The sequence below is a fragment of the Pseudomonas sp. H3_C08 genome, assembly GCF_054669455.1.
Genome location: NZ_CP162803.1, coordinates 1,970,673 through 1,990,631 on the forward strand (window position 1 = coordinate 1,970,673; position 19,959 = coordinate 1,990,631).

General features: G+C 58.6%; 18 protein-coding genes. 10 read left to right on the forward strand and 8 right to left on the reverse strand.

Annotated elements, in window-relative coordinates; genetic code table 11:
- Window positions 1-223: 223 nt before the first annotated feature.
- Complete coding sequence (locus AB4N74_RS09115) at window positions 224-1,261, forward strand: alpha/beta hydrolase family protein (protein WP_095048871.1); 1,038 nt, start codon at window positions 224-226, stop codon at window positions 1,259-1,261.
- Window positions 1,262-1,384: 123 nt separating this feature from the next.
- Here the strand turns inward: AB4N74_RS09115 and AB4N74_RS09120 are convergent, their stop codons facing one another.
- Together AB4N74_RS09120 and AB4N74_RS09125 are read right to left on the reverse strand one after the other, a co-directional pair.
- Window positions 1,385-2,572 (reverse strand): MFS transporter, encoded by a 1,188-nt coding sequence (locus AB4N74_RS09120; protein WP_186623295.1) that lies wholly within the window; start codon window positions 2,570-2,572, stop codon window positions 1,385-1,387.
- A gap of 259 nt (window positions 2,573-2,831) precedes the next feature.
- The gene (locus AB4N74_RS09125) at window positions 2,832-4,418 is read right to left on the reverse strand and encodes an ABC-F family ATPase (protein ID WP_007914779.1); all 1,587 of its coding nucleotides are present in this window, start codon (window positions 4,416-4,418) and stop codon (window positions 2,832-2,834) included.
- 378 nt (window positions 4,419-4,796) lie between these two features.
- Here AB4N74_RS09125 and lpxO point away from each other — a divergent pair, with 378 nt between their 5' ends.
- Entirely contained in the window at window positions 4,797-5,696 is a 900-nt protein-coding gene (lpxO, locus tag AB4N74_RS09130; RefSeq protein ID WP_093433562.1) for a lipid A hydroxylase LpxO, read from the forward strand.
- 116 nt (window positions 5,697-5,812) lie between these two features.
- Here the strand turns inward: lpxO and ku are convergent, their stop codons facing one another.
- Window positions 5,813-6,679, reverse strand: a complete 867-nt coding sequence (ku, locus tag AB4N74_RS09135) for a non-homologous end joining protein Ku (protein WP_116256212.1) — start codon at window positions 6,677-6,679, stop codon at window positions 5,813-5,815.
- Between the two features lie 189 nt (window positions 6,680-6,868).
- Between ku and AB4N74_RS09140 the strand changes: the two genes are divergently transcribed.
- Entirely contained in the window at window positions 6,869-7,189 is a 321-nt protein-coding gene (locus AB4N74_RS09140) for a hypothetical protein (RefSeq protein ID WP_116256211.1), read from the forward strand.
- 52 nt (window positions 7,190-7,241) lie between these two features.
- Window positions 7,242-8,396 carry a PQQ-dependent sugar dehydrogenase gene (locus AB4N74_RS09145; RefSeq protein ID WP_116256210.1) on the forward strand — a complete coding sequence of 385 codons (1,155 nt, stop codon included), beginning with the start codon at window positions 7,242-7,244 and terminating at the stop codon, window positions 8,394-8,396.
- A 104-nt stretch (window positions 8,397-8,500) separates the two neighbouring features.
- On the opposite strand, the gene AB4N74_RS09150 is transcribed toward AB4N74_RS09145, so the two are convergent.
- The gene (locus AB4N74_RS09150; RefSeq protein WP_460099555.1) at window positions 8,501-9,601 is read right to left on the reverse strand and encodes a peptidase C39 family protein; all 1,101 of its coding nucleotides are present in this window, start codon (window positions 9,599-9,601) and stop codon (window positions 8,501-8,503) included.
- Window positions 9,602-9,692: 91 nt separating this feature from the next.
- Here AB4N74_RS09150 and AB4N74_RS09155 point away from each other — a divergent pair, with 91 nt between their 5' ends.
- From AB4N74_RS09155 to nudC, 4 genes are all read left to right on the forward strand, one after another.
- Window positions 9,693-11,267, forward strand: a complete 1,575-nt coding sequence (locus AB4N74_RS09155) for a RimK family protein (RefSeq protein ID WP_460090830.1) — start codon at window positions 9,693-9,695, stop codon at window positions 11,265-11,267.
- A gap of 7 nt (window positions 11,268-11,274) precedes the next feature.
- A complete protein-coding gene (locus AB4N74_RS09160; protein ID WP_186623283.1) occupies window positions 11,275-12,198 on the forward strand; it encodes a magnesium transporter CorA family protein in 924 nt (307 codons plus the stop codon).
- Window positions 12,199-12,403: 205 nt separating this feature from the next.
- The gene (locus tag AB4N74_RS09165) at window positions 12,404-13,216 is read left to right on the forward strand and encodes a crotonase/enoyl-CoA hydratase family protein (RefSeq protein ID WP_095048882.1); all 813 of its coding nucleotides are present in this window, start codon (window positions 12,404-12,406) and stop codon (window positions 13,214-13,216) included.
- A 6-nt stretch (window positions 13,217-13,222) separates the two neighbouring features.
- Window positions 13,223-14,053: an NAD(+) diphosphatase gene (gene nudC, locus AB4N74_RS09170; protein ID WP_099759095.1), complete on the forward strand. Its 831-nt coding sequence runs from the start codon at window positions 13,223-13,225 to the stop codon at window positions 14,051-14,053.
- Here the strand turns inward: nudC and AB4N74_RS09175 are convergent.
- Window positions 14,021-14,800 carry a TSUP family transporter gene (locus AB4N74_RS09175; protein ID WP_093432755.1) on the reverse strand — a complete coding sequence of 260 codons (780 nt, stop codon included), beginning with the start codon at window positions 14,798-14,800 and terminating at the stop codon, window positions 14,021-14,023. The two genes, nudC and AB4N74_RS09175, sit on opposite strands and share 33 nt — an antisense overlap.
- A 332-nt stretch (window positions 14,801-15,132) precedes the next feature.
- Here AB4N74_RS09175 and sfnG point away from each other — a divergent pair, with 332 nt between their 5' ends.
- Complete coding sequence (sfnG, locus tag AB4N74_RS09180) at window positions 15,133-16,215, forward strand: dimethylsulfone monooxygenase SfnG (RefSeq protein ID WP_116256206.1); 1,083 nt, start codon at window positions 15,133-15,135, stop codon at window positions 16,213-16,215.
- Between the two features lie 120 nt (window positions 16,216-16,335).
- Here sfnG and AB4N74_RS09185 read toward each other — a convergent pair whose 3' ends face one another.
- Window positions 16,336-16,815, reverse strand: coding sequence for a nuclear transport factor 2 family protein (locus tag AB4N74_RS09185; protein WP_038361256.1), 480 nt, complete (start codon window positions 16,813-16,815; stop codon window positions 16,336-16,338).
- 54 nt (window positions 16,816-16,869) lie between these two features.
- Entirely contained in the window at window positions 16,870-17,433 is a 564-nt protein-coding gene (locus AB4N74_RS09190) for a TetR/AcrR family transcriptional regulator (RefSeq protein WP_007914737.1), read from the reverse strand.
- A gap of 216 nt (window positions 17,434-17,649) precedes the next feature.
- On the opposite strand from AB4N74_RS09190, the gene pssA reads away from it, so the two are divergent.
- Window positions 17,650-18,993, forward strand: coding sequence for a CDP-diacylglycerol--serine O-phosphatidyltransferase (gene pssA / locus AB4N74_RS09195; RefSeq protein WP_093432748.1), 1,344 nt, complete (start codon window positions 17,650-17,652; stop codon window positions 18,991-18,993).
- Window positions 18,994-19,116: 123 nt separating this feature from the next.
- Here pssA and efeO read toward each other — a convergent pair whose 3' ends face one another.
- The gene (efeO, locus tag AB4N74_RS09200; RefSeq protein WP_186623277.1) at window positions 19,117-19,941 is read right to left on the reverse strand and encodes an iron uptake system protein EfeO; all 825 of its coding nucleotides are present in this window, start codon (window positions 19,939-19,941) and stop codon (window positions 19,117-19,119) included.
- Between the last annotated feature and the right edge of the window lie 18 nt (window positions 19,942-19,959).

A 19,959-nucleotide genomic window follows, 5' to 3' on the forward strand; every position in this document is an offset into this window, starting at 1 on the left:
AACAGCTGATGTTCAGGTAATACCCAAAAAACTCTGTATTCTGGTTCCGCAAGGGGCGAATACGGAGTTTTTTGTTTCTGGCTGTTACATAATCTGGCCCGGGTTATGCAGTCACACAATCAGCGTCTGAGTGCATTGTCGTACCGGAACACCGAATCCCCGGGGTTTCAGGCCCGCAACGCAACGGAACTTTCGATTGAGTAACAACAGGGTGGGGCATCCCATGATGCGTCTTTGTGCAACGTTACTGATTTGCCTGCTCGGCAGCCTTAACACAGTGCATGCCGCGCCTGGGCGACACCCGGTCTGGAGCGTCGGTTATCACGAGATGACCTTCCTCGATCCGCTGGACCTGCAACCGATGCGCGCCATCGCCTTCTATCCTTCCAGCGATCGCGAACACCTGAGCCTGCTCGAGGGCTATTCGGTCGAGGCCGGCGAAGACACCAAAGTCGCCATCGGCCGTTTCCCGATGCTGATGCTCTCCCATGGCAACACCGGCACGCCGCTCGCACTGCACGACCTGGCGACTTCGCTGGCGCGCAAAGGCTTTGTCGTGGTGGCGGTGATTCACCCCGGCGACAATTCCAAAGACCACAGCCGACTCGGCACCCTGAGCAATCTCTACGGGCGACCGATCCAGATTTCCGAAGCCATCACCGCAACCTTGGGCGATCGCATGCTTGCGCCGTACGTCAATGCGGATCAAGTCGGGGTGATTGGTTATTCGGCGGGCGGCGAGACGGCATTGATCCTGTCCGGGGCGCAACCGGATCTCGATCGCCTGCGTCGGTATTGCCAAGAGCGCCCGGACGATCGTGATGCCTGTAACACCCAGGGTGAGTTGATCGTTGATCGGGATGATCTGCAACCGGTGGCCGATCCGCGCGTTCATGCGCTGTTGCTGATGGCGCCGCTGAGCCTGAAGTTCGGTCGTCACACCTTGGCTGACGTGCATGTGCCGGTGCTGCTCTACAGCGGTGATGGTGACAAACTGGTGGCCTTCGACAAGAATGCGGCCGCGCTGGCGCGCAAACTGCCGACAGCGCCGGACTTCAAATTACTCGCCGGGGCAGGGCACTTCGTGTTTATGGCGCCGTGCAACGAAGAACAGATTCGCGCCATGCCGGCGTTGTGCACCGATGCTGATGGGGTGGATCGCGAGGATATTCACCGCAACCTGATCTCTGAGGCGGGAAGGTTCTTCTCGCACACCTTGGGTAAACCGACCCGGGCCGGCATGCAGACCGCGGATCAATAGTCAGGTGCAGAACCCTTGTGGGAGCGAGCCTGCTCGCGAAAGCGTCATACCATTCAACATATTAGGTGACTGACACACCGCTATCGCGAGCAGGCTCACTCCTACGGGGGATCGCGGCGAACTTCAGGAAATCGCCCGGCGCTGCAGCAGCAAGGTCAGCCCCAGCCCGATCACCGACAACAGCGCCGCGCTGAAGAATATCCACGAATACCCCAGGTTCAACGCCACCGCGCCCATCAACGGCCCGGCAATCGCCAGCGCCAGATCGAAGAACACTGCATAAGCGCCCAACCCGGATCCTCGGCTGGAACTGGGCACCTGCTTGATCGCCTCGACACCCAGCGCCGGGTACACCAGCGACAAACCAAACCCTGCCAGTCCGGCACCGATCAAGGCGAATGCGGTCGACGGCGCCAGCCACAACATCACCAAGCCCAAGGTTTCGATGGTCATGCAGGCGATAGCGGACCTGAACCCGCCAAACCGACTGATCGCCGAGATAAACATCAGCCGTGACAGGATGAAGCACACGCCAAACACCGTCAGGCAGTACGCCGCGCCGGTCCAGCCACGGTTGAGGTAATAGAGGGTGATGAACGTCGTCAGCGTGCCGTAGCCGATCGAGGCCAGGGTCAGACTGGCGCCATACGGGGCGATCCGCCCGAACACCGCCCAGAACGGCAGGCGTTCGCCACGGATCACCGGCACCGAAGGCTTATTGCGAATCAGCACCAGCGCACCGGCCGCCAGCACGGCTAGCGCGATGCCGAGGCTGGTGAAGCCGTAATCGGCGACCATCACCACGCCCAGCGGCGCACCAATCGCAATCGCGCCATAGGAAGCGATGCCGTTCCAGCCAATCGATTTTGCCGTGTGTTCGACGCCGACCTGGCCCATGCACCAACTGATGGTGCCGACGCCGATCAAGCCCTGCGCGATACCGAGCAGCAAACGGCCGATAATCAGAATGATCAGGCTGGTCAGCGGCCAAGTCTGCAACAGGGTGGAGAGCAGCGTCAGCAAGCCACTGAGGACAATCCCCCACAAGCCATAAATGATCGCCCGTTTCGTGCCGACCGTGTCCGACATGCGCCCGGCCATTGGCCGGCTGAGCAGGGTGGCCAGGTATTGCGAGCCAATCACCAGCCCGGCGATGACCGCGCTGAAACCCAGCTGCTCATGCACATAACCGGGCAACACCGCGATCGGCAGGCCGATGCAGAGGAACGCAATAAAGGTGTAGAACACGATAGAAACGATCTGCAGGGTGATCGCCATGGAGCTTTGCGGTGGCAGTTGCTGCGCAGACATGAGGACTCGTTCGCGGGCGGCGGTGGGAGAGTTCGCATCATGGCTTGGGTGTCAGATAAAAGAAAGCAGGCTAACTACTTTCCCAAAAGATTGATGTCGCAGCTACTGGCGTCTTCGCGAGCAAGCTCGCTCCCACCTTTGAAATGCATTCCCCTGTGGGAGCGAGCTTGCTCGCGAAGGTAGCCGCACCAGCAAATCACTGCCCTGAAATGCAAAAAAGCCCCGTCACATGGACGGCTTTTCAGTTTTCAGCAGTTGTTTAGAACACCACACCCTGACTACGCAGGTAGTCATCGTAAGTGCCGCTGAAGTCAGTCACGCCATCCGGGCTCAGCTCGATGATGCGTGTGGCCAGGGACGATACGAACTCACGGTCGTGGCTGACGAAGATCAGCGTGCCCGGGTAGTTTTCCAGCGCCAGGTTCAGCGCCTCGATCGATTCCATGTCCAAGTGGTTGGTCGGTTCGTCCATGATCAGCACGTTCGGCTTTTGCAGGATCAGCTTGCCGAACAGCATGCGACCTTGCTCACCACCGGAAATCACTTTGACCGACTTGAGGATTTCGTCGTTGGAGAACAGCATGCGCCCCAAAGTGCCGCGAATCATCTGTTCGCCCTGGGTCCACTGACCCATCCAGTCGAACAGGGTGACGTCGTCTTCGAAGTCGTGCGCGTGATCCTGGGCGTAGTAGCCCAGTTCGGCGGCGTCGGTCCACTTGATGCTGCCGGCGTCCGGGGTCAGTTCGTTGACCAGAGTGCGCAGCAGGGTGGTTTTGCCGATACCGTTCGGGCCGATGATCGCCACGCGCTCGCCGGCTTCAACCTGGAAGCTGAAGTCTTTGAACAGTGGTTTGCCGTCGAAGCCTTTGGCCATTTTTTCGACGATGACCGCCTGGCGGTGCAGCTTCTTGTTCTGATCGAAGCGGATGAACGGGCTCACGCGGCTCGAAGGCTTGACCTCGGCCAGCTGGATCTTGTCGATCGCCTTGGCGCGGGACGTGGCCTGCTTGGCTTTCGAGGCGTTGGCCGAGAAGCGGCTGACGAACGATTGCAGCTCGGAAATCTGCGCTTTCTTCTTGGCGTTGTCCGACAGCAGTTGCTCGCGGGACTGGGTCGCCACGGTCATGTACTCGTCGTAGTTGCCCGGGAACAGACGCAGCTCGCCGTAATCCAGGTCAGCCATGTGCGTGCACACGCTGTTCAGGAAGTGACGGTCGTGGGAGATGATGATCATCAGGCTGTTACGCTGGGTCAGCACGTTCTCCAGCCAGCGAATGGTGTTGATGTCCAAGTGGTTGGTCGGTTCGTCGAGCAACAGCACTTCCGGATCGGAGAACAGCGCCTGCGCCAGCAATACGCGCAGTTTCCAGCCTGGCGAGACTTCGCTCATCGGGCCGAAGTGCTGCTCGATGCCGATGCCCAGGCCCAGCAACAGTTCGCCGGCACGGGATTCGGCGGTGTAGCCGTCCATCTCGGCGAATTCGGTTTCCAGCTCGGCCACGGCCATGCCGTCTTCTTCGCTCATTTCCGGCAGCGAGTAGATGCGGTCGCGCTCGGCCTTGACCTTCCACAGCTCTTCGTGACCCATGATCACGGTGTCGATCACGGTGAATTCTTCGTAGGCGAACTGGTCCTGGCGCAATTTACCCAGACGTACGTTCGGCTCGAGCATGACCTGACCGCCGGACGGGTCGAGGTCGCCGCCGAGGATTTTCATGAAGGTCGACTTGCCGCAACCGTTGGCGCCGATCAGACCGTAGCGGTTGCCCGCGCCGAATTTGACCGAAACGTTTTCGAAGAGCGGCTTGGCGCCGAACTGCATCGTGATGTTAGCTGTAGAGATCAAGAGTTTTTCCTGCGAAGCATTCTGAGTAGCGAGGGTGCGGCTGGAGCGCTTGGCCCGAGTCAAAGTGCGCTGAAGCGGGGAAGTCCCGTCATCAACCAAGGGGGGCGCGTAAAGTTTGGCGGCGATTGTACTGGTCTGGCTCTTTAAACGATAGGGCGATCACGCCACGATCGCCGATTGGCACCTGCGCGGGACAGTTTTTCACAGATGAACGCTCACCTTTGGCGACAAACTGTGGCTAAAATGCCACCTTTCACCGAGCGTCCGGTTACGGCGCGGGCCAAGGACGAGCCATGTGTATTCAGACCACTGCATGAGACGCTGGGCCTCAGGCCGCCAGGCGCGCAGTTTGTTCACTTCTGACGTGTGACGATTTCCGTGAAACTCATCATTGCTGCTATTTATGTCATTTCCATTGCATACGTTCATCTGCGTGGGCGTGTGCGACACAAACTCGGTCGACAACTGAGCGACCATTCGACGTTTCTTGCGCCGATCAACTGCTTCCTTTATCTGTTTTCGAAAAAACCGAACAAGCCGTACCTGGACCCTAGCGAGTTTCCTGACTTGAGCCCGTTGCAGGCGCACTGGGAAGAAATCCGTGAGGAGGGGCAGAACCTGCTGCGTGCCGGCGAGATCAAGCGCTCCAACCAGTACGACGATGTCGGTTTCAACTCGTTCTTCAAAAGCGGCTGGAAGCGGTTTTATCTGAAGTGGTACGGCGAGAGCCATCCGTCGGCCATGAAGCTGTGCCCGCGCACCACCGAACTGGTGCAGAGCATTGGCTCGATCAAGGCCGCGATGTTTGCCGAGTTGCCCCCGGGGTCGAAACTGGTGCGTCACCGCGACCCGTATGCCGGTTCCTATCGCTATCACCTGGGCCTGGACACGCCGAACGATGCCGGCTGCTACATCAACGTCGACGGTGAGAGCTACCATTGGCGCGATGGTGAAGCGGTGATGTTCGACGAGACGTTTATTCATTACGCCGAAAACACCACCGACAAGAACCGCATCATCCTGTTCTGCGATATTGAACGGCCGATGAAATACCGCTGGGCCGCCGCGTTCAACGCCTGGTTCAGCCGCACGGTGATGTCGGCGGCGGGCGCACCGAACGATGCCAGCGACCGCACGGGCGGGATCAACCGCTTGTTTACCCGGATCTACAAGATTCGTCTGCGTGGCAAAGAGCTGAAAAAGCGCAATCGCAAGCGTTACTACATGGAAAAGTGGGCGATCTTCGGTGGTTTGCTCGCGGTATTCATTCTGATCTGAATTCAAGACAAACGCTGCTGACGCCATCGCGAGCAGGCTCACTCCTACATTTGAAATGCGTTCCCTGTAGGAGTGAGCCTGCTCGCGATGACGGTCTCAAGGGCAACCAATCACTATCAGGAAGCCTTCTTGGTCTTCTTCGCCGGCGCAGATTTCGCCGTTTTCTCTGCTTTCGCTTTCGGCTTCGCCACCGCTTTCCCGCCCAGGCTGCGTTTAAGCAGTTCGGTCAGGTCGATAACATCGGCCGTCTTACGCTCTTCTTCGCCACCCACCGACTCAACATCCTCGATCTTGCCTTCATGGGCCTTTTTCTCGACCAGGGCCATGATCTTGTCTTCAAATTCATCCTTGTAGTCTTCGGGCTTCCAGTCGGCGCTCATGTCCTGCACCAGCCGTTTGGCCATGTCCAGCTCACCCTTGGCCAACTGCGGCTTGGTCACTTCGCTGCCCAGTTCCAGCTCATCGAGACCACGTACCTCCTGCGGCCAGCGTAACTTCACCAGTACCAGCGCAGACTCCAGCGGCATTAACGCTGCGAGGTATTGGCGCGTATGCAGAACAACGCGGGCGAGGGCGACCTTGTTGGTTTTGCTCAGGGTTTCACGCAGTAACGCGTAGACCTTGCCACCGCGTTTGTCCGGCGCCAGATAGTAGGGCGTGTCGATGTTTTGCAGAGGAATCTGATCGGCGTCGACAAACGAGAATATGTCGATGGTCTGCGTTGAAACAGGGTGTGCCGAGCGGATCTCTTCTTCGCTGAGCACCACATATCGGCCTTTTTCGTAGGCCACACCTTTGACAATGTGTTCCTTGGTAACTTCTTTGCCGGTGACCTTGTTTACCCGTTTATAGCCAACGGGATCCATGCTGCGGCTGTCGAGCCAATCGAAATCCACGCCCTGCGACGAAGTCGCCGAGACCAATGCGACAGGGATGTGCACCAGTCCAAAACTGATTGCGCCTTTCCAGATTGCCCGAGCCATGGTGAGTTCTCCGAGTGATGATCGGATGACCAGCGGCCACGGCTGAAAGTTTCCCCGGGATGCGCGGGTTGCCAGCCACTTGGTCAAGCCGTGTTACATGTTGTTTAAGCCTGACGGGTTAACAAATCCGAACCCTCGGCGTAGCGTGGACTCGAAGGCTCTATCCCACGCCCATCGAGAGGCAGCGTCATGAACCGAATTCTGCTTGGCATCGTCGTCCTTGCCCTCAGTGGCGGGCTGGTTCATGCCGACATGCTGTTGGCGCAAAGCCCCACCGGTAACAGCAATAACCCCTACAACAGCCCGATCCGCCGGGCCAATCCGAACAGCATGCAGGGCACTCAGCCCAGCGCTCCCCCCATTCGGGGGCCGAACACCGTACCAACGCCGCGTCAGCCTACGGTCGAGAACCGGGGCATTGGCAACGGCCAGCCGATCCGTTCGGTGCCGAGCACACCCCCCACGTTCATTCCCAACCCACCTTCGCGCGGCGGAGACAGCAATCGTTGAGCGGCAGGACTGAAGTTCTGTCGGCCCTTGAAACGAACAAAAGGAATCGTGCATGTTGCGTAAAACCCTTCTAGCCACACTGTGTGCTGGTGCGCTGATCAGTGCTCCGACCTTTGCCGCCGCGCCTAAAGAGCTGCAAAGCGAACAGGGCAGCCTCGAAGTCACGACCATCACCGCAGACCTTGAGCATCCATGGGCGCTGGCGTTTCTGCCGGATCGCCAAGGCATGCTGGTCACTGAGCGTCCCGGCAATCTGCGCGTGGTGGCGGCAGACGGCACGCTGTCGGCGCCGATCTCCGGTGTACCGCAGGTCTGGGCCAAGGGGCAGGGCGGGTTGCTGGATGTCGCGCTGTCGCCGGACTTCAAACAGGACCGTCTGGTCTATCTGTCCTATGCCGAAGGCGGCGGAGCCGGCGACAAGGCTGGCACCGCCGTAGGGCGCGGGCGGCTTGCGGATGACCTGAAGACGTTGAAGGACTTCAAAGTGATCTTTCGCCAGGAGCCGAAGCTTTCGGTCGGCAATCACTTTGGCTCGCGGCTGGTGTTTGATCGCGACGGTTATCTGTTCATTACCTTGGGCGAGAACAACGACCGGCCGACTGCGCAGGATCTCGACAAGCTGCAAGGCAAGGTCGTGCGCATCTACCCCGACGGCAAGGTGCCGGACGACAACCCCTTTGTCGGCCAGTCCGGCGTTCGCCCGGAAATCTGGGCCTACGGCGTGCGCAATCCGCAGGGCGCAGCGCTCAATCCATGGACTGGCACGGTATGGGAGAACGAGCACGGCCCGCGCGGTGGCGACGAAGTGAACATCATCGAACGCGGCAAGAACTATGGCTGGCCACTGGCGACTCACGGCATCAATTACTCGATGCAGCCGATTCCGGAAGCCCAGGGCAAAACGGCCGAAGGCACCGTCGCGCCGCATCATGTGTGGGAGAAATCGCCGGGCGTTACCGGCATGACGTTTTACGATGCCGATCGCTTTAAACCGTGGCAACACAATGCGTTTATCGGGGCACTGGTGAGTCAAGAACTGATCCGCTTGCAGTTCGATGGCGACAAGGTCGTGCATGAGGAGCGTTTGCTCGGCGAACTCAAGCAGCGGATTCGTGATGTGCGGCAAGGGCCGGATGGTTATTTGTATGTGCTGACGGATGAAGAGAACGGCTCGCTATACAAAGTTGGCCTGAAGCCGACACCTTGACGGGTAGGCCCTGTATGAGCTGCCGCAGGCTGCGATTTTTTGATCTTGATCTTCACAACAAAATCAAAAGATCGCAGCCTTCGGCATCTCCTACATGTGGAGGCTTACGTTTCGCGGGAATACAACACCACCGCCGCACGCAATTTACCCCGGCCAAACCGGCACATCTTCTCGAACTCGCCATGACTCACCGGTACATGCTGGCAGTCCATGGGTTGGCGATGCTGGCTGTGATCGACATCCGGGTCATGCAGGTAAACGAAATCCTCGTCGCAATCGGTGACGATCACCCAATGCGGCGACTTCGAGCGGGTCAGTCGATAGCTGCTGATCAACACCATCGGCTGCCCGCCGGCATCCAGCAAACGCGGCAGATCCAGCGACGCACCGATCACACACTCGACATCGGTCTCCTGCAATTGCGCCGTGAACTCTTCGTGTACCAGGCGCATGACGTCTTTTTTATGCGCATCCCGCACTCCATCGAGGAATAACGGCCCGCTCATGCTCAACGCCATACGCACGCGAAAGCCCCGACGCCACGCCGCCAACGCCAATCCCTGCGGACTGCACCCGCCGTGGCCGGAGGTCATGAACACCGTGGTCGCTTCCCGCCAGATCTGCAATTCTTCGCGCCGCTCCAATAAACGCTCCGACTGCAATGCGCCCATGGCCATCAACAGGCACGCCGGGCCACAGCTGAAATCGGTGGTTTGCGGGTAGTAAGGCACCTTGATGCTGCGCGAATCGCGGTGCTGGAGAATGCGTTTCTCCAGGCGCAGCGCGTCGGCGTGGTCTTCGTAGTAATCATGGATCAGCGCAAAGCGCCGGTAGCCATTGCGTTCATACAGGGCAATGGCCGCAGGGTTGTCGATGCGCACCTCCAGGCGCAGATAGGCACAATCGTGCTCCAGCGCCATCGCTTCGATGCGTTGCAGCAGTTGCTTGCTCAGACCGGTTCCTCGCGCTTCAACGGCCAGTGCAATGGAATACAGCCGGGCGAGCGAAGTGCCGCGATGAAACAACACCAACGCATAACCCAACAATTGACCGTCGCACTCCGCCACCAGCAACTGCCCGTGAGCACGGGTGATCATCCACTGAAAGCTGCGACTGGTGAGCCGGTCTGTGGTGAAACATTGCATTTCCAGTGCCAGCAGCGCCGGCAAGTCTTCAACTACCGCCAAACGAAAAACAGCCTTCATATGACCACCGTAAAAGTTGCGTAACGAAACGAGACTTTCAAAAACTTCGTGCTTAATAGAAAAGGTCTTGTTCTCCAACGGATCAATCTCTATGTCAGCGGTACAGGGTCATTGGCGCGAAGTATCCGAGCAAAGTTTGCCGGCGGCAACTTATTTAAGTTCGGCGATTAAGGCATCCAGCCAAGTGTTGATTATTGTCGAGCGCAAGGAAGACTGGGCTTCATACTTCCCCAGTGAAGACATCCTGACGGCGCAGGAATACCTCGAGCACAGCTGTGACAGCGAGCCGGGCAAGCGTGTGCAGGTGATCAATCTGTGCCGCAGCTACAAGTATCTCGGTCATGGCTACTACTGCTCACTGCTGGCAGAAGCGCGGGGGCACAAGGTGATTCCCTCCGTGCGCACCATCAGTGAACTGACGAAAAAATCACTGTATGGCCTGGCGCTGGATGACCTCGATAAAACGCTCGAGAAAGCCCTCAGTCATCATCTCTACAGTGATACCGAAGGATTTACCCTGACCCTGTATTTCGGTCGGACACATATCGAGCCATTACAGGATCTGGCGCGACAATTGTTTGAAGTGTTTCCCTGCCCGATATTGTTAGTTGAGTTCCGTCGAACTAATGGTTGGCACATCGAAGGTATAAAGTCCGGCGCTCTGCACAAGTTGCGCGATGATCAGGAAGATCAGTTCGCCAACGCGCTGGACGGGTTCAGCCGTAAAGTCTGGCGGGTGCCGCGCTCGCCGCAAGTGGCACGCTATGATCTGGCGATATTGCACGATCCGCAGGAGGCGTTGCCGCCGTCCAATGCCAAGGCACTGGCGAATTTCGTCCGGGTCGGCAAAGGCATGGGCATCGACGTCGAACTGATTGAACGCAAGGATTACGCACGTCTGGCCGAGTACGACGGTTTGCTGATCCGTGAAACCACCAGCGTCGACAACCACACTTATCGCTTCGCCAAGAAGGCCGAAAGTGAAGGATTGGTGGTGATGGATGACCCGACGTCGATTCTGCGTTGCACCAACAAGGTCTACCTGACTGATTTGCTCAATAGCCATCAACTGGGCATGCCCGCCACCGAAATCCTCTACAAAGAGCGACCCGAAGACTTCGAGCGTGTGGGCGAGCGCCTTGGCTTTCCGCTGGTATTGAAGATCCCTGACGGCTGTTTTTCCCGTGGCGTGATCAAGGTCGAAAGCCAGCAGGCGTTGCTGGAGGCGACCGCCGAACTGTTCGAACACTCGGTGTTGCTGCTGGCGCAGGAGTTTTTCTACACCGAATACGATTGGCGCATTGGTGTGCTCAACCGCAAACCGATCTTCGCCTGCCAGTACTTTATGTCCAAGGGCCACTGGCAAATCTACAATCACAAAGCCAAGGGTCAGGACGTCAACGGCGAATGCCGGACCATGGCGATCCACGAGGCGCCGCGCGCGGTGGTGGATCTGGCGGTGAAAACCGCAAACCTCATCGGCGACGGCCTCTACGGCGTCGATCTGAAACAGGCCGGTGACAAGGTGGTGGTGATCGAAGTCAACGACAACCCCAACCTCGACGCCGGTATCGAAGACGCCTATTTGCACGACGATCTGTACGCACTGGTGCTGGAGGAGTTCGTGCGCCGCCTGGAGCTGAAGCGTCGCGGTCAGGCGTGGTGAGGCGCCGATGATCAACAGCTTCGCACTGAGCCACGGCGCCCTGCAGCGGGTCGAACGACTGGATGCCGAGGTGATGCTGTTCAGCAACCCCGATGCTGCCGAACGCGACTTGCTGCACAGTCATTTCAAGGTCGATGAGCATGCACTGGCGTCAGCGCTGGACCCGGACGAGGTGTCGCGCATCGAGTTCCATCCCGACCATTTGTTCCTTATCTGGAAACGCCCGGAAAACTATTCCGGCGGTGGCAGTCTGGCGTTTGAAGTGTCGTCCTGCGGGCTACTGTTCGCGCCCGGGCAACTGCTGGTGATCGCTACCGACGACACGCCGCTGCACGGCCTCGGCACCCGCCAGCCGTTGAACACGCCGCTGGATGTGTTGCTCGACTTGCTGTTCAACAACATCCATCACTACCTCGGGCACTTGAAGGTGATCAAACTGGTCGCCCGCGAACTGCAGCAGAAATTCAACGCCTCGATGCAGAACCAGCATCTGGTGCAGATGTTCAACCTCAGCGAAAGCCTGATCTATTACATCAACGCGTTGCACAGCAACGGCGCGGTCCTCACGCGCCTGCGCAATCATGCTGAGAAGCAGCATTTCGCCAGTGAAGCGCTTGGCCTGATCGACGACCTGATCATCGAGAACAACCAGTGCTACAAGCAGGCGGAAATCTACTCGACGGTGTTTTCCGGGCTGATCGACGCGCGCGGCAATCTGATGAACAACAGCATGAACAACCTGCTGCGCAAGCTGACCTTGATCAACGTGGTGTTTCTGCCGTTGAACCTGATTGCGAGTATTGGCGGCATGTCGGAATTCAGCATGATGACGGCGGGGACGCCGTGGTGGATTTCCTATCCGCTGTTTCTGGCGGCGATGTTGCTGGGGGCGGGGGGGATGTTGTTTGGGTTGCGGCGTTTGGCCAGATGATTTGTAGTGACTGATCGGACGTCTTCGCGAGCAGGCTCGCTCCCACAGTGGGAATGCATTTCAACAGGGTGGGAGCGAGCCTGCTCGCGAAGAAGCCGGCACAGGCAAAGTAAAACTCAGGACAGTCCCGCATTTGGCCGAACCGCCACTGTGATGCCTTGTTATAGTTCGGGCCTCATTTTCTGCCCGGTAAAGGATCACTGCCATGACTCAATACTCCGCCTTCAGTGTCGAACTGGCCGACAACATCGCCCATGTGCAGATCAATCGCCCGGAAAAGATCAACGCGATGAACGCGGCGTTCTGGAGCGAGATCGTCGAGATCTTCCAGTGGATCGACGACACCGACGAAGTGCGCGTGGTGGTCCTCAGTGGCAACGGTAAACACTTTTCCTCCGGCATTGATCTGATGATGCTCGCCGGCGTCGCCAATGAACTGGGCAAGGATGTTGGCCGCAACGCGCGCCTGCTGCGCCGCAAGATCCTCACCCTGCAAGCCTCGTTCAACGCCGTCGACAACTGCCGCAAACCGGTGCTTGCCGCTATTCAGGGGTATTGCCTCGGTGGCGCGATTGACCTGATCGCGGCCTGCGACATGCGTTACGCCGCTGAAGACGCCCAATTCTCGATCAAGGAAATCGATATCGGCATGGCCGCCGATGTTGGCACTTTGCAACGGTTGCCACGGATCATCGGTGACGGCATGCTGCGTGAACTGGCTTACACCGGTCGCACGTTCGGCGCTGACGAGGCGCGCAGCATTGGCCTGGTCAATCGCGTCTACAGCGACAAAGACGCGCTGCTTGAAGGGGTGCTGGACATTGCTCGCGAGATCGCTTCGAAATCGCCGATCGCGGTTACCGGCACCAAGGAAATGATCAGCTACATGCGCGACCATCGTATCGACGACGGTCTCGAATACGTTGCCACCTGGAACGCCGCCATGTTGCAATCCACCGACTTGCGCGTGGCCATGGCCGCCCATATGAGCAAACAGAAACCCGAATTTCTGGATTGAGAAACCATGACATCTCGCTGGACCACAGCAGTACTGGACACCGATCAACCCGGCGGCTGGGCCGTGGCGCGCAGCCCGGAAGGCTTTCTGTTCGATGACAACGGCGCACTGTTCCCCCGGGAATGGCTCAAGCGTCAGGACTTGTCGGTCCTCGCCGAGCACGGCATTGGCCATCTCGACGGTGAGCCGGTGTACTTGCTGGAACTGCACAGTGCCAGTGAGGTGCCGGGTTGTAACTGGAAAGGCCTGCGGGCGTTCATGCTCGATGGCGAGCACACGATCTACAAAGTGCTCGGGTATGCCGCGCAGATAGGCACGTGGGCGCGCGAGCATCGTTTCTGCGGTAATTGCGGCCAGGCGATGACGCAGGTACCGCGTGAGCGGGCGATGTATTGCCAGCCGTGCGATCTGCGCAGTTACCCGCGGATTTCACCGAGCATGATCGTACTGATTACCCGTGGCGACGAGATTCTGTTGGCGCGCTCACCGCGATTCGTCACTGGGGTCTACAGCACGCTGGCCGGATTCGCTGAACCCGGCGAGTCGGCCGAGGATTGCCTGATTCGTGAAGTGCGCGAAGAAGTGCAGATCGAGGTGCAGAACATTCAGTACATGGGCAGCCAGTGCTGGCCCTTCCCGCATTCGATGATGCTCGGCTTCCATGCCGAATATGCCGGTGGCGAGATTGTCTGTCAGGAAGACGAGATCGAAGACGCCCAGTGGTTCAACGTGCACGACCTGCCGCCGTTGCCGGCCTCAAAGTCGATTGCCCGTTACCTGATCGACGTCTACGTGGCGCGACGCTTAGGCCACGCTGAACCAGTGCTGCCAGGCTAGGCGCACGGTCAAACCCAGCACCACGGTGATGAACACCGGGCGAATGAACTTGGCGCCGCCGCTGATCGCGGTGCGCGCGCCAAAGAACGCGCCGACCATCACCGACAGGCCCATGCTCAGGCCGATGATCCAGTCCACCTGCCCGGAAAACACGAACACCGACAGCGCCGCAATGTTGCTGACGAAGTTCATGCTGCGCGCCACGCCGCTAGCCTTGACCAGATCGATCGGGTAGAGCAGCAGGCTGCTCACTGTCCAGAACGCGCCCGTACCGGGGCCGGCCACGCCGTCATAGAAACCGAGGCTGAAGCCTTGGCTCGATTGCCATTTCTTTTTGATCGGCGCGTCGCTGTCCAGCGGCGCTTTCGGTGTGCCGCCGAACAACAGGTACAGGCCGCAGGCAAACACGATCACCGGGAGCATTTTGTTCAGCCATTCTGCCGGCAGGTAATGCGCGACGATGGCGCCGGCCAGGGCGCCGACCAGTGTGCCGACGATGGCGTGGGTCCACTGACGCGGGTGGAACAGCTTGCGTTTGTAGAAGGTGAAACTGGCAGTGGCCGAGCCGAACGTCGAACTGAGTTTGTTGGTGCCGAGCACCAGATGGGGCGGCAGGCCAGCGGTCAGCAGGGCGGGCGTGGTCAGCAGGCCGCCACCGCCGGCGATGGCATCGATGAAACCGGCAATGAAAGCGACAAAGGCCAGAATGGCGAGGGTGGTGAGGTCAACGCTGAGTTCGAAAGGCATGGAATCGGCTTATTCGGCAGGGCGCAGATTTGGCTGCGGGGAGGGCGGTCATGTTACCTGTATCCAACTGTTGCGGCGACCCGTAAAGCCCAATCGCGAGCAGGCTCACTCCTACAGGGGAACGCATTCCAAATGTAGGAGTGAGCCTGCTCGCGATGACGTCAGTCCGGCCACCCCATCACCCACTGTTGCCCACTCAACATCCAGCCAACAAATCCCCCCTCCACCAAACATCAACTCCACCCAAAAAACCAACAAAACCGGGCATTTCCAGGCTGGCACGCTTGCTGCTCTACCACTCCCATCTCCGCAAATGTCCCGAGGACACGCCAATGAGTCAGCAAGCCGTAAAATTTGCCTACTGGGTGCCGAACGTCAGCGGTGGGCTGGTGGTCAGCAAGATCGAACAGCGCACCGATTGGGGCATCGACTACAACCGCAAACTGGCTCAGATCGCCGAAGCGGCCGGGTTCGAATACGCGCTGACGCAGATCCGCTTTACCGCTGGTTACGGTGCCGAGTTTCAGCATGAGTCAGTCGCGTTCAGCCACGCATTGCTCGCGGCCACCAGCAAGCTCAAGGTGATTGCAGCAATCCTGCCCGGCCCGTGGCAACCGGCGCTGGCGGCCAAGCAACTGGCGACCATCGATCAACTCACCAACGGCCGCATCGCGGTGAACATCGTCAGCGGCTGGTTCAAAGGCGAATTCCAGGCCATCGGCGAGCATTGGCTGGAGCACGACGAGCGTTATCGCCGTTCCGAAGAATTCATTCGCTCACTGCGCGGCGTGTGGAGTCAGGACAACTTCACCTTTCGCGGCGATTTCTACCGCTTCGATAATTACAGCCTGAAGCCAAAACCGCTGGGTCGTCCGGAAATTTTCCAGGGCGGCAGTTCCCGTGCCGCGCGGGACATGGCCGCACGGGTTTCGGACTGGTATTTCACCAACGGCAACAGCGTTGAGGGGATCAAGGCGCAGGTCGACGATATTCGTGCCAAGGCAGCGGCGAACAATCATTCAGTGAAGATCGGCGTGAATGCCTTTGTCATCGCCCGTGATACCGAAGAAGAGGCGCGGGCGGTACTTGCGCAGATCATCGATCAGGCCGATCCGGAAGCGGTAAACGCTTTTGGCGATGCGGCGAAACAGGCAGGCCGTGCATCGCCGGAGGGTGAGGGCAACTGGGCGAAATCGACGTTTGAGGATCTGGTGCAGTACAACGATGGTTTCAAGACCAATCTGATTGGTACGCCGTTGCAGATTGCCGAGCGGATTGTCGCGCTGAAAGCGGTGGGTGTGGATCTGGTGCTGGCGGGGTTTCTGCACTTTCAGGAGGAGGTCGAATACTTCGGGCGACGGGTGTTGCCGCTGGTGCGCGAACTGGAGGCAGAAAAGACTGCCGCTGTTGCCTGAACCCTATGCAAAACCTGTGGGAGCGAGCTTGCTCGCGAAGGCGTCCTTTCAGTAAATACTGTGATTACTGATAAACCGCATTCGCGAGCAAGCTCGCTCCCACATTGGATCTTTGTGAATCTACAGACCGAGGTCAGACAGGCTCGGATGATCATCCGGGCGGCGGCCCAGCGGCCAGTGGAACTTGCGTTCGCTTTCCTTGATCGGCATGTCGTTGATGCACGCGTAACGCTGGAACATCAGGCCTTGCTCGTCGAACTCCCAGTTTTCGTTGCCGTAGGAGCGGAACCAGTTGCCCGAATCATCGTGCCATTCATAGGCGTAACGCACGGCGATGCGGGTATCCGAGTAAGCCCAGAGTTCCTTGATCAAACGGTAATCCAGTTCCTTCGCCCATTTACGGGTCAGGAAGGCCTTGGCTTCTTCGCGGTTGTTGGCGAATTCGGCGCGGTTGCGCCATTTGGTGTCGAGGGTGTAAGCCAGCGATACCCGTTCCGGGTCGCGGGAGTTCCAGCCATCCTCGGCCAGGCGAACTTTCTCAATGGCTGATTCACGGTTGAAGGGCGGCAATGGCGGACGTACCTGGGCTGCAGTAGACATATCAGTCTCCCGATCTAATTAATAATTGAACAACAAGTCCGGCTTATTAAGGCGTTACAGGTCCAATAACTTTCGCGCCATGCATTGCGCATTATCGGCGGCACTGTGATCACCCATCACAAGCGCTACGGTAATGGCGCCATCAATCAGGATCAGCAGCTGTTTGGCCAGCAGTTGCGGATCCTCGGCGCCATGTTCGGTACACAGCTCGCACACGTAGTCGAGCAGCTTCTGTTTGTGTTCTTTCGCCACCAGCCGCACCGGGTCTTGCGGGTCACCGGTTTCGCCGCTGGTGTTGATGAACGCGCAGCCGCGAAAGCCTTCGGAGGCAAACCAGCTCTTGAGCACGGTAAACAGGTTGAGCAGGCGATCGGCCGGGGTTTCGGCCTGATCGACAGCGCTTCTGTACCAATGCATCCAGCGCACGTCGCGACGTTGCAGGGCGGCGACGGTCAGCGCGTCCTTGTCGGCAAAGTAACGGTAGATGCTTTTTCTGGAGACGCCGGCGGTTTTCACCAGAAGATCCATGCTGGTGGCAGCGATGCCACTTTTGTAGATCAACTTTTCGGTGACATCCAGAATGATGTCGCGTGTGTCATTGCTAGTGATTTCGTTCATGTGGCGAACAGTAGAACGATTGTTCTCCTTGGTCAAGCGGGTATTTTTGTCGACTGTGAAATCGGCTTCGCGAGCAGGCGCGCTCCCACAGGGGAATGCGTTTCAAAGGTGGGAGCGAGCCTGCTCGCGAAGAGGCCATTACAGACACTAACAAGACCCGAAGGATGCGATGGTGTAAGCTCTCGGGTTCTTCGGATTCGACCCATTGCGAGCCCTATGCCGTTGCTTTTCAAACGTTCCTTGCTGCCCAAATTGCGCAGCTTTCCGCTGACCGCCGAGGCCGTGACCATTCTGTCCGGCGCCGCCGAGTTTCGTCGTTGCCTGCTGGAGAAAATCGCCACGGCGACCCAGCGCATCTACATCGTTGCGCTGTATCTGCAGCAAGACGAAGCCGGTCAGGAAATCCTCGATGCCTTGCACGCCGCCAAGCTCAAGCGCCCCGAGCTGGAGATCGCCGTGGTCGTCGATTGGTTGCGCGCCCAGCGCGGGCTGATCGGCGCCGGCAAGCAGCCGGGCAATTCGGCGTGGTATCAGGAAATGACCCGCACGCACCAGAGCGAAGTGCCGGTTTACGGCGTGCCGGTGCAGACCCGCGAGTTGTTCGGCGTGCTGCATTTGAAGGGCTTTGTGATCGACGACTGCGTGGTCTACAGCGGTGCGAGCCTGAATAACGTTTATCTGCACAAGTTCGACAAGTACCGTTTCGACCGTTATCACGTGCTGCACAGCGCTGAGCTGGCCGACTCGATGCATCACCTGGTCAAACATGGCCTGATCGAATCCAAAGCCGTGCATCGCCTCGATCTGCCGAACCTGCCGACCACACGCAGCCTGCGCAACGACATCGGCGATCTGCGCAGCCGTCTCAAATACGCGACGTACGACACCGCCAATGGCAGCACCGCCAGAGACGGCCTGTCGGTCAGCCCGCTGCTCGGCGTCGGCAAGAACAACCCGTTGAACCGGGCGATTCTCGAACTGATCGCCAGCGCTCAAAAACAGCTGACCATCTGCACCCCGTACTTCAACCTGCCGTTGGGTGTGATTCGCGAGATCAACCGAGCGCTGGCCCGTGGCGTGAAGATCGATATCGTGGTCGGCGACAAGACCGCCAACGACTTTTATATCCCGCCGAGCGAGCCGTTCAAGGTGATCGCGGCGTTGCCGTATCTGTACGAAATCAGCCTGCGCCGCTTTGCCAAGCGCCATCAGCGCAACATCGACAGCGGGCAGTTGAACCTGCACCTGTGGCGTGACGGCGACAACACCTATCACCTCAAGGGCATGTGGATTGATCAGCGCTATACGCTGCTGACCGGCAACAACCTCAATCCACGGGCGTTCCGCCTGGATCTGGAAAACGCCTTGTTGATCGATGACCCGAAAGGGGAATGGCTGGAGCCGCGGGCGAAAGAGCTTGAAGAGATTTTCCGCCATACCACACGGATCGACAGCTTTCAGAGCCTGGAGACGCTGCCCGAATACCCGGCCGGGGTGGCCAAGTTTCTCAAGCGCGTGAGTCGGGTGCGGATTGAGCGGTTGCTCTACCGGATTTTGTAAGGCTTTAAATTTGTAGCGGTCATACAACCGCTATCGCGAGCAGGCTCACTCCTACATTTGGAACGCGTTCCCCTTGTAGGAGTGAGCCTGCTCGCGATAGGGCCTTAACAGACGCTAAAAAACTTAGTTCAGCCCCAACTTGCCACGCAACGTGGACAGATCTTCCGCCAGTGTATTCACCGGCCCAACCAGCGCTTTACGGTCGTTATCCTTCACCTTGTCATACGTCTCGAAACCACCGTCCTTGGTCTTGTACTTGGCCAGAATCTTGTCGACCGTGGCAAAGTTCTTGTCGACCTTCGCGACAAAAGCCTTGTCCTGCTGCTCGATCTGCGGACGGAACAGATCAACGATTTTCTTCGCGCCGTCGATGTTGCCCTGGAAGTCATACAGGTCAGTGTGGCTGTAGCGATCTTCTTCGCCGGAGATCTTGGTCGCGGCGACTTCTTCCAGCAGCGCGGCGGCACCGCCGACGACTTTCTCCGGCGGGAAAGTCAGGCCGGCGACGCGGGTTTGCAGATCTTTTACGTCGCTGTTGAGCTTGTCCGCCAACTCGTTAAGGCCCTGGGTGCTTTTTTCCGAGAACAGCGAGTACTCGATGCGGTGGAAGCCGGTGAAGTCGTCAGCCTTTACGCCTTTCTCGTGGTCGTCGACGCGGGAGTCGATGGACGCATCGAGGTCACTGAACAGCTCGGCAATCGGCTCGATCGACTCGTAGTAAACGCGGGTCGGTGCGTAAAGCTTTTGCGCAGTAGCCAGGTCGCCTTTCTTCACCGCATCGGTGAATTGTTGGGTGTGGCTGCCCAGCTCATCCAATTGCTCGGTAACGTAAATCTTGTAGTCCGAAACCGGCCCCACCAGATCCAGCGGTGCAGTGGCGGCGAATGCCGACAGCGGGGTGTTGAGCAAACCAAGGGTCAGCAATAACGCGAGTGGGGTCTTTTTCATCGGGGGCGGCTCCAGTGT